A 14,267-nucleotide genomic window follows, 5' to 3' on the forward strand; every position below is an offset into this window, starting at 1 on the left:
CTGGACTCGCGTGCCCGGTGCGGACACCGCCCGCGCCGGTCACGGCCGGTCGGGGTGCGCGGGCGGGGCGGTCCGCCGGGGACGGTGCGCGCGCGACGAGGTCGGCGACCTCACGCGAGCACCGGGTGGAGAGGTCCGTCGGGTAACGGGTTCGGCCGGGCTTGCACGGGCACCCGGGTGGTCGCCGTCCGGCGGTGCCGGGCGAACACCCGCGCGCTCGCCCGGCGGGTGGGCGCGCGCCGCGCCGGGTCCCGGTTGGCGGCACCGCGGTCGGCGCTGTGGTCGGTGTGGCGGTCGACGCGGTACTCGGCACCGCGGTCGACGCGGTGATCGGTCCAGCGGTCGGCGCCGTTCTCGGAATGGCGGTCGGCGCGGTAGTCGATGTGGCGGTCGATGCGATAGCAGGAACCGTGGTCGACGCTGTAGTCGACGCGGTGGCAGGCACCCTGATCGACGCGGTAGTCGGCGCGGTGGTCGGGGTGGCGATCGGCGCGGTGGTCGGGGCGCGGGCGGGTCGGGCTCGGTGATCTCATGCTCGACGAATACATGATCGGGGTGGATCAGCACAGCGGTGCCGTGGTGGTCCCGGTCGCGCCCGGGGTCGGGAAGGGACCGGCCGGGACGGGGCCGCGCGGCGGGAAACCCGCGGCCCCACGACGATCCCGGCCGGTCCGCGTGGCCGGGGCCCGGCGCCGTTGGTGGAGACTTCCCCGGGGCTGCCCGGGGAGTTCGACCGGTGGCTACCCGACCTCCCCCCACTGGCCGGGAGTGGAGAAGTCGACGCCGATCGAGCCGGGGTCGTCGACGGCGTGGTAGCGGCCGTGCAGGAAGACCAGGGTCGGGGGTCTGCCGTCCGGGCCGGTGGCGAGGACGTCGCCGACGACGAGGGTGTGGTCGCCGAGGTCGAAGCGGTCGCGCAGCGCGCACTCCAGCCAGCCCGCCCCGGCGAGGACGAGCGCGCCGGTCCGGTCGCCGGGGTGGGCGGGCAGGTCGGCGACGTGCGGTGCGCGGGTCTCGCGCGGTCCGGCCAGCCTGCGGGCGGTCTCCCGCGCCGACGCGGGCAGGATCGACACCGCCCACCGGCCGGTGGCCAGCAGGTCGTCGAGGAACGCCGACCCCTGCCGGAACGACAGCGACACCAGCGGCGGGTCGAGGGAGATCGATCCGAGGGAGTTGACGGTGACCGCGTCGTGGCGTCGGCCGTCTGGCGTGTCGCGGTAGGTGCTGGCGACGCACACGCCGGTGGCGAAGGCGCGCATGGTGCCGCGCAGGTCAGGTCCCATGGCCGGTCACACCGCTTGCGGGGAGGTGAAGAACCGGTCGGGGTCGTAGCGCCGCTTGACCTCGGCGAGCCTGCCCGCGTTGGGCCCGTAGTAGGCCCACCGCCAGTCGTCGAGGTCTGGATCGGTGAAGTTCACGTAGGACGCGTCGGTGGCGAACTCGGCGGACTCCGCGTGCAGGCCGTGCAGCCAGTCCAGGTTGGCGCGCACGACCTCGGGGCCGTCCGTGCGCGCCCACGAGGTGTCGAGGCTGAGCAGGAACCGGGTGTCGCGGTGCGGGAACGCGGTGTCGGTGACCGGGACGTCGTTGATCGCCCCGCCCCACGCGAACAGCGCGGCGCCCGCCCCGTCCGGGTTGCCGCTGCCCGGCCACCGGTCCACGGCGCGGACCAGGGCGGCCAACCCGGCGTCGTCGACCGCGTGCGGCGTGCACCGGCTCCGCGCGGCGAACGCCCCGCCGACGCTGTCGTGGTGCAGGTACGTCGCCGCGGCCCAGAAGTCGCGGTCCTCGATGTCGGATCGGTACGGCCGGGCGACGGCGTGTGCGGGCGCCAGCAGTTCCCGCAGTTGCGCGGCCGGTCCGAGGTGGTGGCCGACGACGGACACGACGCCGTCCTCGCCGGAGGAGCGGGCGATACCGATGCGGGCGGAGAACCCGTTCGGCGCCGTCCGCATGACCTCTTGCATCACCGCGAGCACCTCGACCGCGTGCGGCCACGACCACAGCACCAGGCAGGTCGACCCGGCGGGCGCTGGGCGCGTCTGGAAGGTGAAGCTCGTGTTGACGCCGAAGTTGCCGCCCCCGCCGCCGCGGCACGCCCAGAACAGGTCGGGGTGCTCACGCTCGGATGCCGTGACCGTGGTCCCGTCCGCGAGCACGACCTCCGTGGAGAGCAACGCGTCGCAAGTGAGCCCGTGCGCGCGGGAGATCGAGGTGACGCCACCGCCGAGGGTCAGGCCGCCGATGCTGACGGTGTCGGAGTTGCCTAGAGGGAAGGTGACGTCGTAGGGCTTCAGGGCCGCGTAGAGGGCCTTCATCGGTGTGCCGCCGCCAACGGTCACCTGCCCGGTGTCCTCGTCGTAGTGGACCGTCGAGAGTCCACGCAGGTCCAGAACCAGGCCGGGCGCGGAGGAGAAGCCCGCGTAGCTGTGACCGCCGCCGCGCGCCACAAGAGGCACTGACTCGGCGCGCGCCCACTCGACGGCCTTGGTGACGTCACCGGCGCGCGCGACCGACAGGACGGCCGCGGGCTGGACGTCGGCGTACCGCTGGTTCAGGGCGACACCCGCGTCGGCGAAGCCGGGGTCGCCGGGGAATCGGAGGTGGCCGGCCACGAGGGCCTGGAGCTTGTGCCAGTCGGTCATCGCGCCACTTCCCCGGGCTCGGCGGGGACCTCTTCGAGGTAGGACACACCGCGGGCGGCGTGCTCGCCGTAGCGCTCCCAGACCTCGTGCAGCACCAGCGTGCCGCCGACCCGCCGCGGCGTGTTCGTGCTGTGCCCGGAGATCACCTCGCCGGTCTCCAGCACCATCGTGTAGGCCAGCCGCAGGACACCGCGGTCATCGCAGGTGCCGGTGACGGTGCCGCGGCGGATGTGGCCGCCCTCGAACACCGCCCACACCAGGTCGTCGCGCTGGCTGTACTCCGCGCAGGTGCCGCCGTGCACGCCGAGGGCGCGGAACCGGCGGCCGTTGTAGTCGATGCTCATCGCTGCCCGTCCAGGTCGTCGACGTCCAGCAGGCCCGCGGGCATGGTCAGCGGGGTGCTCGCGGGCGGCGGGTCGACCGGGTCGGCGTCCAATTCGACCAGGGCGGCCGCGGCGTCGAGGCGGCGGGCGCAGGTGCGGGGATCCGGTCCGGCGCAGACGACGAACGAGTGGCGGGCGATGTAGCCGCCGGGCGGCAGCCGCAGCGTGGTGCCCGGCTCGACCATGCGGGAGGCCAGGACCAGCCCGGCGGACTGCTCGGGGACGGTCACCGAGCGCACGACGCAGTCGTGGTCGGGGTAGCCGAAGCGGATGCCCGCGACGCCCGCCCTGGTCTGGGTGAGGTCGGGGCGCAGGCCGGTGGCGACGTCGAAGAGCACGCTGCCCGGCTCGACCCCGGTGGCGACCTGGCCGAGGAACGGGATCAGGTCACCGCCGAGGCGGCCGTTGACCTCGATGATCACCGGGCCGCGGGCGGTCAGCCGGACCTCGGTGTGGGTGATGCCGTCCTCGATGCCCAGCACCTGGTGCGCGGTGGCCAGCGCGCCCATGAGCGCCTCGTCGGCCAGCAGCGGGTCGGCCGAGTCGACGACGTGCCCGGTCTCCTCGAAGAACGGCGGCATCCCGGTGCTCTTGCGGGCCAGGAACATCGGCAGGTACTCGCCCTTGTGCACGGCGGCGTCGACGCTGATCTCGGGCCCGTCGGCGAAGCCCTCGATGATCGCCCCGCCGCGGTAGGGCTCGTCGCCGATCAGGCTGGCCTCGTGCGCGACCCGGTAGGCGAACTCGAGTTCGCGCTCGTCGGCGGCGAGCGAGACGCCCATGCTGGCGCCGAGTGCCCGCGGCTTGACGACCACCGGGTAGCCGATGCGGGCGGCGGCGACGCGGGCGTGGTCGAGGTCGGGGACCAGCTCGAAGCCGGGTTGCGGCAGACCGGCCTCGGTCAGGCGGCTGCGGGAGCTGTGCTTGTCGCGGCAGCCGTGCACGCCGGGGATGCTCAGACCGGGCACGCCGAACTCGGCCGCCAGCTCGGCGGCGGGCATGACCAGCGGCTCGTCCCAGCACACCAGGCCGTTGACGGTGTAGCGGCCTGCCAGCTGCCGGGCGGTCTCGGCGAGCAGCTGGTGGTCGAAGACGTTGACCACGGTGATGTCGTCGAAGTAGTCGTGCTGCCAGGTGGGCCGCAGGTTGTTGATGAGCACCAGCCGCAGCCCGGCCGCGTGGACCCGGTCGGCGAAGGCGCGGACGATGTACTCGCGGTAGAGCTTGAGGCCGCTGCCGATCACGAGCAGCGCGCCGGGGGCGTTCCTGGTCATGGGGTGTCCCGGGGTGTGGAGGGGAGGAGCGGGCCGAGGACGGCGTCCACGGCCTGGGGTGCGGTGCGGAATCCGGCGCCGCCGCTGCCGGGGCGCGCCCAGACGGCGGCGCCGACCTGGACGAAGCCGGTCCCGCCGTCCGCGGTGGTCGCGTAGTGGCAGTGCCGCGCGCGCAGGACCCGATATCTGTCCACTTCGGACACGATGCCCGCCGCGAGCACGCGGTCGGTCCACGGCTCGTCGGCGCCGGGGTCGGTCAGCGCGGCGACCTCCCGGCGGACGGCGTCGGTGCTGATCTTGAGCAGTGTGCCCGCCACCGACGGCAGGAGCCAGGACGTGCCGTCGGTGCCGATGCCGCCCGCGACGGGGCTGCCCGCCCAGGTGCGCACCAGCTCGGGCGGCGGGCGCAGGTAGACCATCGTCTGGCAGTGGAGGGTGACGGGGAGGTCGACCAGGGCGGCCGACCACGGCCCCGCCGTGAGGAGCACGAGGTCGCCGGACTCGGTGGTGCCGTCCGCGAGCCGCACCCGGCCGTCCGGTCGCACGCCGACGACCTCGGTGCCGGGCCGCAGGTCCGCCAGCGGGTGGCGCTGGAGCCGGCGGGTCGCCGCGTGCAGGACGCGGTCGGCCAGCAGGACACCGGCGTGGGGTTCGAGGAGGACCGTCGTGTCGGCGGGGAAGCCGACGTGCGGGTAGTCGGCCGGGTCGACGAAGCGGATGGGCAGGCCGGTGGCCTCGGCGGTGGCGACGGCCTGGGCCACGGCGTCGGGGGGTAGCGCGGTCAGGACGCCGACGCGGCGGTAGAGGCGGGCACCCGACAGGTGGTCGCGCAGCAGCTCGTCCAGCTCGCGCCAGCGGCTGTGCAGCAGCGCCGACCGGCTCGTGCCGGCCGGGTCGCCCGCGGCGAGGGCGCGCAGGGCGCGGTGCTGGTCGAACGAGGTCGACCCGGGGTGCGGGATCGGTCCGCGGTCGAGCAGCACCACCCGGTGCCCGGCGAGCACGCACCGGACCGCGGCGAGCAGCCCGGTGACCCCGGCGCCGACCACCACGACCCGCGCCGCGTCCTCCTGTCGGGTGCCCTGGATCATCGGCCGACCCCCGTCGTCAGCCGCGGCAACGCGACCGGGGTGATGGTGGTGACCTCGCCCGGACCCGGGTCGAGGACGTCGGCCGCCAGGTCGATCAGGATCGGGGCCGCCGACCGCAGGAGGTGGACGACCTCGAAGCAGAAGTCACCGGCCTGCGATTCGGTCGGCTGCCAGCGGTCGAGCCTGGCGAGGTGGTCGCTGATCGCCTCCGCCGCGCGGTTGAGGCTGAACCCCGCCAGTTCGTAGGACTCGGCGAACCGCGCCGACACGCGGGCCGCCGCGCGGCGGGACCTGGCGGACACCGGGAACGTGCGGCCGACGTGGGTGTCCACCCGTTCGGCGATCCGGTTCCACGGGCCCACCAGGCGGGTCTCGGTGATCCTGGTCAACGCGTCCCGGGTGAAGCTGGTCCGCTGGTGCTCCGGGCTGGTCGCGGCCAGCGCGAACCGGATCAGGTCCCTGGGCACCTCGGCGGCCAGCTCCCGACCGGACACCACGTGGCCGCGGCTGGTGGAGAACTTCCGGTGGTCCAGCTCGTAGAACTCGTTGGTGAGGTAGCGGGTCGGCAGGTCGTAGTGCCCGTCGAAGGCCAGCAGCATCGCCGGGCCCGCGACCGCGAACGGGTAGATGTTGTCGAACCCGAGGAAGTACACGACCTCCGACCCGCTGCCCGCCAGCCACAGCTCGTCCTCGCCGGTGAGCGCGCCGCCCCGCTGCTGTGCGGCCAGCGTCGAGCAGTGCATGCTCCACGCCATCGCCTCGGCGTTGGGGTTGACGACCTGCCCGGCGACCTCCGCGAACGGCACCGGGATGCCCCACTGGATCGGGTACGTCACCGGGAAGTCCGGCAACGGCTGGGACAACATCCGCGCCATGGCCTGCGCCATGTGCGGCCGCATACCGTCCACATGAGCCTCGAAGTGCTCCCGGAGCTGTTCGCGGTAGCGCTCGACCGGGAACACGAGCACGTCGACCTCGCGCAACGTCACCGGGTCGTCGGGGTCCAGTGTGGACTTGACGTCGATGAGGTCGCCCGCGGCCACCAGGTGCCCGCAGCTCTCGCACAACCCGGCGCAGCCATCGGCCAGGCACTCCGGGCAGCCGCCGGAGGCGAAACCGTCCACGAGGAACCGGCCGGTCCGCTCGGAGTACGGGAACCGCACGGACCGCGGTTCCAGGCGGCCCGCGGCGTGCAGCCTGCCGAGGAAGTCGACGACCCACTTGGTGAACCGGTCGTCGTCGCCGGTGTAGCCGTCGACGCCGATCCCCATGGTTCGCAGGGTCGACTCGATCTGCGCGGCCGAGTTGGCCACCAACTCCTCGGGTCGGACACCGCGGCGCAGCGCGGTGGTGAGCACGAACGTCGAGGTGTCCTGGAAACCGGTGCCCAGGGCCACCTCCCGGCCCTGCGACCGGGCGTACCTGGTGTGCACGTCGGCGGCGAGAAACGGGCCCGCGATGTGCCCGAGGTGCAGGTCTCCGTTCGCGGTGGGGGCGGGCGAGATCACCACCGTCCTGCTCGGGCGGGCGGGTTCGGCGGGTGGTCGGGTCATACCGGCACCACCACCGCCTGGTCGCCGGGCAGGACACCGAGGTCGGCGGCGCGGCGGTCCAGGATGTCGCCCGCGATGTCGGCCGAGCGCTGCGCCAGCACGCTGATCAGCGAGTCGGAGATGCCGTGCGTCGCCTCGTTGACGCCCTGCAGGTACAGGCTCGCCCTGGCACCCGCGCCGAGGTCGACCCGGTAGCGGCGGTCCACGGTGATCTCGGCAAGGTCGATGGACTCGGCCAGGTCGCGCACCATCGCGGGCATCCGGGAGTCGAAACCGGTGCCGAGGAACACCGCGTCGCACCGGACCTGCTCCACCCGCCCGCTCTTGAGGTCGCGCACGTCGAGCACGACCTCCTCGCCACCGTCCGGTGTGGACTCGACGCGGGCGTCGACGACGTCGGTGAGACCGCGGATGGTGGAGACGGGCTGGCCGAGCATCTTCTGCCGGTAGACCATGGTGTAGAGCTCGTCGAGGAAGGGCGGGGCGAGGCCCGCGTAGTTGGTCAGGTGCATCTCGGCGAGCACCTTGGCCCTGGCGGGCTCGGGCATGGCGAAGAACTCGTCGACGAAGGACGGGAAGAACAGCTCGTTGACGAACTTGCTGGTCTGGTAGTCCTTCAGCGCGATCGAGCGCAGCAGCATCACCGGCGAGGACCCCGGCGCGTCCTGGTGCAGCGCCATGAACACCTCGGCCGCGCTCTGCGCCCCACCGACGACCACCGGCCGCATCGGCCTGCCCGGCCTGGCCAGGGCCGCCGCGGCGGCGACCCGACCGCCGTACTGGGTGCTGTGCACGACGCGCTCGGCGGGCAGGCCGCGGAACACCTCGGGCACGAACGGGTCCCGGCCCGCGCCGAGCACCAGGTCGCGGCAGAGCACGGTGTCGCCAGTGGACAGTGTGACGGCGAACCCGATCAGCGCGCTGTCCTCGGCGTGGATCGGCAGGATCCGCTCGGCGCGGGCCTGGTAGCGCACCTGCACGTTCTCCAGCGTGTCGGCCACCCACTGCTGGTAGGTCGAGAGCTGCCAGCGGAACGGGTTGAACGTGCCGAGGTTGACGAACTCGTCGAGCTCACCGCGCTCGTGCAGGAAGTTGAGGAAGGAGAAGCGGCTGCGCGGGTTGCGCAGGGTCACCAGGTCCTTCACGTACGACACCTGACTGCGGGTCCACGGCAGCAGCAGGTTGCGGTGCCACTTCACGTCCTCGTGCTGCTCGAGGATCATCGAGCCCGCCGCCAGCTCCGGCGACCCGCACTCCTCCAGGGCGACGGCCAAGGCGAGGTTCGACGGACCCGCGCCGATCATCAGGACATCCACGTCGTGCACAGACACAGGGGTACCTTTCTCGACGGGCGCGGCGCCTGGGCCGCGCCCGCTGGGGCGCGGGGTCTACTTGGTGACGGTGACGGAGAAGAAGTCGAGCTCGCGGAACAGCGTCGGCTTGACCTCGCGCAGCCGCGAGGACCACGCGGCGGTGGCCGACTGGTACCAGATGGGGATGGTCTGCATGTCCTGCAGGGCGATCCGCTCGGCCTCCTGGTAGAGCGCGTCGGCCTGCTGCGTCGACGGGGCGGCGTCGGCCCTGGTCAGCAGGTCGTCGACCTTCGGGTTGGCGTACTGGCCGACGTTGGAGGCGCCGTTGGTGCGGAACAGCGGGTTGAGGAAGTTCTCGATGGACGGGAAGCCCGCGACCCAGGCGGTGCGGTACACCGAGGTGATGGTGCGGTTGTTGAGCGCGGCGCGGAACTCGCCGAGGGTCTTCTGCGGCTGGAACTCGCACGGGTGCCCCAGCGTCCGCTGGATGGACTCGCAGACGACCTCCACCCACTCCTGGTTGCCGGAGTCCACATTGGAGGCCAGGGTGATCGGGCCCTGGAAGCCGACGGAGTCGAACAGCTTCTTGGCCTTCTCCGGCTGGTAGGTGCACAGCTCGCCGCACTGGTTGGGGATGTAGCCGCGCACGTTGGGCGGCACCAGGCCGTCGGCGGGGGTGCGGCCGCCGTTGAAGATGCGCTTGATCAGGGCGGGCCGGTCGATGGCCATGGAGATCGCCTGGCGCAGCGCCGGGCTGGCGTAGCGCTTGTCGAACATCGGGAACGCGATCGCCTGGTAGCCCAGGTACTTGTAGGTGACCCGGCGGGTCTGCGGCAGGTCCTTCTCGATCTTGTTGCCCTGGGTGGCGCTCCACGGGGTGAAGGACAGGAAGTCGAGCTTGTCGGCCAGGACGTCGGCGTAGGCCTTGTCCAGGTCGGTGTAGAAGCGGTAGTCGATGCCGCCGATGTTGGCCTTGCGGGCGCCGCCGTAGCCGTCGAACCGCTTGACCAGCAGGTTGCTGCCCTTGGTGTAGGAGACGAACCGGAACGGCCCGTTGCCGACCGGGTGCGCCTCGAAGGCCTTGCGGTCGCTGAAGAAGACCGCGGGCATCGGGTAGAACGCGGCGTAGCCCAGGCGCAGGTCGAACCCGGAGAACGGCGCGTCGAGCGTCACGGTGAAGGTCTGGTCGTCGACCACCCGCAGACCGGACATCTGCTTGGCAGGCGGCAGGTCCGCTGGCTGCTTGCCGTCCGGGGTCGCGTTGTTGACCTGCTTGAAGCCCTCGATGTTGGCCATGTAGCTGGCGCTCTTCATCAGGTTCGGCGAGTACGCGGTGTAGTTCCAGGCGTCGACGAAGCTGCGCGAGGTCACCTTGCTGCCGTCCTGGAACACCCAGTTCGGCTTGAGCTTGATGGACCACACCTTGGAGTCGGTGGTGGTGATGGACTCCGCGACCGCGGGCCGCGGCTGGGCGGTGGTGGGGTCGTACTCGACGAGGCCGCGGAACAGCGCACCCAGCACGCTGATGCCGCCGACCTCGGTGGTGTTGCCCGGTACCAACGCGTTCGCCGGTTCGGTCTCGCTGTAGCTGATGACCACGTCGTTGTCGACGGGGGTGGCGGCTGCCTGTCTCGGTGACGCGGTGGTGGGTGCCGCGCTGGACGGCGCCGCGGTGTCACCACCGCTGGTGCACGCGCCGAGCAACAGGCTCAGCACCGTGGCCGCGCACACGGCGGCCGGGAACTTGCGCATCTGTTCCTACTTTCGACATGGGGGTAATCAGGGAAAGGGGTACTCAGGGAAGGGGTTTCATCGGGATGGGTCTACGAGCGGAGACGCCGAGCTGACGGGCTCAGCGCTGGGGCGGGGTGATGCCCAGGGCCAGCGGGAACGACGGCCGGGCGCCGAGCAGGTGGGCACCGGCGGTCTGCAGGATCCGGTCCTGGGCCACGATGTGCTGGCACATGGTGGTGGTGTCGCGCAGCCAGCGGTCCAGCGGTGACGGCCGGTAGATCGCCGAGGTCTGCGTGAGGTCGTAGAGGCGGGTGACGATCGACCGCGCGGTGCGGAACGCGTGCCGCCGCGACAGCGGGAGTGCGGCGCGCTCCAGCGCGGTCAGGTCGTCGAGTGTTCCGCCGGTGGCCAGGACCTCGTGCTGGCGGCGCAGCGCCCCGTACACGCCCTGGCGGGTGGCGGCGAAGTCGGCCTCGCAGTCGGCGAGGGTGATCTGGGTGCGGTAGTCCTCCGCGCGACCGGCGGCGACGGCGGCGTCCCTGGTGTGGTCGAGCGCGGCGCGGGCCACGCCGAGCGCGACGCCCGGCATGTTGCGCATGTGCACCTCGGGGTGGGCCAGCACGCCGGTCGCGCCGCGCACGTCGGCGAAGGTGAAGGTGTGCTCGGTGGGGACGAACACGTCGGTGATGGTGTAGTCGCAGCTGCCGCTGCCCGCCAACCCGGTGGTGTGCCAGGTGTCGAGCACCTCGACCTGCGCGCGCGGCACCATGACCAGCACCGACCCGTGCGCGCTGCCGTCGGGGCCGGGCTCGGGGACGCCGTCGCGGTAGCGGAACGCGCCGGAGATGACCCAGTCGGCGTGGGTGACGCCGCTGCCGAACTGCCAGCGGCCGGTGACCCGCAGCCCGCCGGGCACGGCCTCGGCGCGGCCGTTGGGGAACAGCAGCCCGGCGGTGACCATGTCCAGGCTGGGGAACATCCGCTCGGCGACCGGGCGGTCGAGGAACCCGGCGTACAGACCGGTGTCCGAGCCGATCATGGCGCACCAGCCCGCCGCGGCGTCACCGTGGGCGAGCGCCTCGATCACCTCGGTCTGCTGGACCGAGTCCAGCTCGGGACCGCCCCGGTCGCGGGCGAACCCCATCCGGAAGACGCCGGTGGCGCGCAAGGACTCCACCACGTCCGGCGGGAGTCTGCGCTCCCGTTCGATCTCCTCGGCCCGCTCCCGCAGGACCGGCGCGAGCGCCCGCGCCCTGTCCAGGATCTCGGCAGCACCTCCCGGTGCCACCACCTCGCCGATGCCCTCGGCCAACCCAGCCGCTGCCATGACGCACCACTTCCTCACCGACCTCGCACCGTGCCGACGTTCCGGCCTGGGAAGTGAGTCAAGCCGGCCGCAAAATTGACAGCAACCATTGGCCGCCGGAGAAAATCAACCGCGCTGGCATACACAGAATCCGCGCGGGCGGGTGCGGTGAATCCATTGTAGACAGAAACGCGAAGGGCCGCGACCAGGACTGATCGTCCCGGCGCGGCCCTCGGTGGCGGTGGCGTCAGCGCGTCACGGCGTTGTTGAGCACCCCGAAGTCCAAGCCGCCTGCCAGCGACTCGTAGGTCCCCTGCTCCAGCAGTTCCACCGCGGCCCGGTGCGCGACCGCGTAGGCGGCCTGCGCGGTCGCGGTGCCGACGCTGACCCGGCGCACGCCCACCGCCACCAGCTCGGCGACCGTCGGCGCGCCCGGCCACACCATCACGTTCACCGGCAGCGGGCTCTCCTTGACCAGCTCCGCGAGCGTGTCCAGGTCGACCAGACCCGGCACGAACAGGCTGTCGGCGCCCGCGGCCGCATACGCCTCGGCTCTGGCGAGCACGTCGGCCAGGCGCCCTTCCGGCTCACCGATGCCGAACAGGTAGACGTCGGTCCGGATGTTGATCCACAGCTCCGGCAGCCCGGCCTCGGTGGCGGCGGCGCGGGCCGCGGCGACCCGCTCGGCCTGGGCCTGGGCGTCGAACAGCGGGCCGCCGGGGGCCTGCGAGTCCTCCAGGTTGATGCCGACCGCGCCCGCGGCGATGACGGCGGTGACGGTCTCGGCGACGTCGCGCGGCGCCGGGCCGTAGCCGCCCTCGATGTCGGCGGTGACCGGGACGTCGACGGCACCGGCGATCCTGCCGACCAGCTCGGCCATCTCGGCCCTGGTCAGGCCGTGCCCGTCCGGCCTGCCCGCGGACCAGGCGACGCCACCGCTGGTGGTGGCGATCGCGGCGGCCCCGGCCAGCGCGATCACCGCGGCGCTGGCGGCGTCCCAGGCGTTGGGCAGCACCAGGGTGCCGTCGTGCAGGGCGCGCAGGGTCTCCGCGCGACCCCGCTGGATGTCGTCCATGTGTGGTGTTCTCCTCAGGTTCCGACTCGGTGCGGCGTCCAGGTTCCCAGGGCGGTGTCGGCGGGCGCGGCGCGGCCCGGCTCCGCCGCCGTGATCAGGTGGATCGCCGCGAGCGCCCGCCAGGGGCGCCAGCGTTCGGGATCGGTTGTCGTGCCCGCGGCGAGGGTGCCCGGGAACGCGTCCGGATGCCCGAGGCGCAGGGCGATGTGGTGGGCGGTGTCCGCGGTGATGCCCGGTCGGTCGCGGAGCCGCCCGGTGAGCTCGGCGAGCGTCGCCCCGGCGTCCAGCAGGGTCTCGTCGGCGGCGACGGCGGTCGCGAAGGCGCTCAGGGTCTTGGCGGTGGTTTCCGGGAGCCCCAGGGTGAGCAGGTCCGTGTCGGCGAGTGTGGTGGCCGAGGGGAACAGGTGCGTCAGGCCGCCGTCGAGGCCGTGGACCGGGCTGCCCGCGGCCGCCACCAGGGCGGCGAGCTGGGCGCGGACCTCGGCCCGGGGGCTGTGCTGGCTCAGGACCGCCTCGACGGCGACCTCGAACACGCCCCACGCACCGGGAACGCGCAGCCCGGGGCGTGCCGCGATCAACGGGCCGATCACCGGGTCGTCCGCGAGCGCCGCCTCGGCAGGCGCCAGGTCAGCGTCGACACCGAAAACCCGCGCGACGCGTTCGACGACGTGGATCAGGCCCTCCCAGAACGGCAGGTGCGCCCACAGCATCAGGTGGTCCGGCCCGCCCCGGCGGACCTCCAGGACACCTGCCTCGCCGTCGAGGCTGATCGTGCGGCGGTAGACGCCGTCGCGCACCGACTCCACACCGGGCACGGCGCGGGCGGACAGGAACTCCAGCAACGCGTCCCAGTGCAGCGGCGGGGTGAACGGCAGCCGCATCACCAGTCCCCCGTCGGCGACCAGCCGGTCCGCGCGGCGGCGCCGGTCGCGCAGCTCGACCGGCGAGGCGCGGAACACCAGGCGCATCTCCCGGTTGAACTGGCGGACGCTGCCGAACCCGGCGGCGAAGGCCACGTCGGCCACGGTCAGGTCGGAGTCGTCGAGCAGCCTGCGCGCGAAGTGCGCCCGCCGCGACCTGGCCAGCTGGTTCGGCGTCACCCCGAGGTGCTCGTGGAACAGCCTGCGCAGGTGCCGCGGCGACAACGCGAGCCTGGCCCCGAGTGCCGCCTCGGTGCCGCTGTCGAGCGCGCCCGCGATGATCAGCTGCACCGCCCGGCAGACCAGCTCCGGGGCGTCCGCGGCGACCGGCCCGGCCACCCGGTACGGGCGGCAGCGCAGGCACGCGCGGAACCCGGCGGCCTCGGCGTGCGCCGCGAGCTCGAAGGTCCGCACGTTCTCCGCCAGCGGCTTGGCCCCGCACCCCGGTCTGCAGTAGATCCCCGTGGTCACCACCGCCGAGAACGTCGTCATACCCCCAGGTTTAGGCGATCCGGGGCGGGAACGCCAGCCACATCCGGACAGATCACCGGCGGCGGCGTCCGCCTGCGGTGATCATGTCCGGATCCGGCCAGACGGGGCGCGGCGCGGTGGGCACAGTGGGCGCTGACCAGCGCCGCCCCGGGTGTGCGCGTCGGAGCAGAAGAGAGGGTTCCCCATGCTGGCCAAGGTGTTTCCCATCCCCCTCCAGCCGGGCAGGCAGGCCGAGGCGGAGGCGGTCGTGCGGCGGTTCGCGCCGTCCGGACCCGGGGTGGAGGACGGCACGCTGTCGTTCCGGGTCTACCGGGACCCGGCGAGACCGGACTTCCTGCTGTTCGTCGAGCACTTCGCCGACCAGGCCGCCTACGACGCGCACACCGGGTCGGCCGCCTACCAGGAGCTGATCGCGGGCGAGTTCGCGGACCTGATCCTCGAGTTCGTGGAGATCGACCACGAGCTGGTGCTGGAGCACTGAGCC

13 protein-coding genes are annotated in these 14,267 nt (G+C 72.9%); 1 reads left to right on the plus strand and 12 read right to left on the minus strand.

Annotated elements, in window-relative coordinates:
• Positions 1–110: 110 nt before the first annotated feature.
• The 12 genes from BMY07_RS33890 to BMY07_RS26655 all read right to left on the minus strand — a co-directional run bounded on the left by BMY07_RS33890 (position 111) and on the right by BMY07_RS26655 (position 13,783).
• The gene (locus BMY07_RS33890) at positions 111–533 is read right to left on the minus strand and encodes a hypothetical protein (RefSeq protein ID WP_143073656.1); all 423 of its coding nucleotides are present in this window, start codon (positions 531–533) and stop codon (positions 111–113) included.
• A gap of 207 nt (positions 534–740) precedes the next feature.
• The gene (locus BMY07_RS26605; protein WP_092784419.1) at positions 741–1,283 is read right to left on the minus strand and encodes a flavin reductase family protein; all 543 of its coding nucleotides are present in this window, start codon (positions 1,281–1,283) and stop codon (positions 741–743) included.
• Positions 1,284–1,289: 6 nt separating this feature from the next.
• Positions 1,290–2,645: an FAD-binding oxidoreductase gene (locus BMY07_RS26610; protein ID WP_092784422.1), complete on the minus strand. Its 1,356-nt coding sequence runs from the start codon at positions 2,643–2,645 to the stop codon at positions 1,290–1,292.
• Complete coding sequence (locus BMY07_RS26615; protein WP_092784425.1) at positions 2,642–2,989, minus strand: avidin-fold protein; 348 nt, start codon at positions 2,987–2,989, stop codon at positions 2,642–2,644. Before BMY07_RS26615 ends, BMY07_RS26610 begins: the two co-directional genes overlap by 4 nt.
• Complete coding sequence (locus tag BMY07_RS26620; protein ID WP_092784428.1) at positions 2,986–4,302, minus strand: ATP-grasp domain-containing protein; 1,317 nt, start codon at positions 4,300–4,302, stop codon at positions 2,986–2,988. Before BMY07_RS26620 ends, BMY07_RS26615 begins: the two co-directional genes overlap by 4 nt.
• Positions 4,299–5,390: an FAD-dependent oxidoreductase gene (locus BMY07_RS26625; RefSeq protein WP_177215785.1), complete on the minus strand. Its 1,092-nt coding sequence runs from the start codon at positions 5,388–5,390 to the stop codon at positions 4,299–4,301. The genes BMY07_RS26620 and BMY07_RS26625 overlap by 4 nt, the downstream gene beginning before the upstream one ends.
• Complete coding sequence (locus BMY07_RS26630) at positions 5,387–6,943, minus strand: class I tRNA ligase family protein (protein ID WP_092784431.1); 1,557 nt, start codon at positions 6,941–6,943, stop codon at positions 5,387–5,389. Before BMY07_RS26630 ends, BMY07_RS26625 begins: the two co-directional genes overlap by 4 nt.
• A complete protein-coding gene (locus tag BMY07_RS26635; protein ID WP_092784434.1) occupies positions 6,940–8,274 on the minus strand; it encodes a SidA/IucD/PvdA family monooxygenase in 1,335 nt (444 codons plus the stop codon). Before BMY07_RS26635 ends, BMY07_RS26630 begins: the two co-directional genes overlap by 4 nt.
• A 57-nt stretch (positions 8,275–8,331) precedes the next feature.
• The gene (locus tag BMY07_RS26640; RefSeq protein WP_092784437.1) at positions 8,332–10,008 is read right to left on the minus strand and encodes a peptide ABC transporter substrate-binding protein; all 1,677 of its coding nucleotides are present in this window, start codon (positions 10,006–10,008) and stop codon (positions 8,332–8,334) included.
• A gap of 100 nt (positions 10,009–10,108) precedes the next feature.
• Positions 10,109–11,317 (minus strand): acyl-CoA dehydrogenase family protein, encoded by a 1,209-nt coding sequence (locus BMY07_RS26645; RefSeq protein WP_092784440.1) that lies wholly within the window; start codon positions 11,315–11,317, stop codon positions 10,109–10,111.
• Between the two features lie 226 nt (positions 11,318–11,543).
• The gene (locus BMY07_RS26650) at positions 11,544–12,371 is read right to left on the minus strand and encodes an isocitrate lyase/PEP mutase family protein (RefSeq protein WP_092784443.1); all 828 of its coding nucleotides are present in this window, start codon (positions 12,369–12,371) and stop codon (positions 11,544–11,546) included.
• Between the two features lie 14 nt (positions 12,372–12,385).
• Complete coding sequence (locus BMY07_RS26655) at positions 12,386–13,783, minus strand: DNA-3-methyladenine glycosylase 2 family protein (protein WP_092784446.1); 1,398 nt, start codon at positions 13,781–13,783, stop codon at positions 12,386–12,388.
• A 184-nt stretch (positions 13,784–13,967) separates the two neighbouring features.
• Here BMY07_RS26655 and BMY07_RS26660 point away from each other — a divergent pair, with 184 nt between their 5' ends.
• Positions 13,968–14,264, plus strand: coding sequence for a putative quinol monooxygenase (locus BMY07_RS26660; RefSeq protein ID WP_092784449.1), 297 nt, complete (start codon positions 13,968–13,970; stop codon positions 14,262–14,264).
• Positions 14,265–14,267 lie beyond the last annotated feature (3 nt).

Origin of the sequence: Actinokineospora terrae (assembly GCF_900111175.1) — a bacterium.
Taxonomy (GTDB): domain Bacteria; phylum Actinomycetota; class Actinomycetes; order Mycobacteriales; family Pseudonocardiaceae; genus Actinokineospora; species Actinokineospora terrae.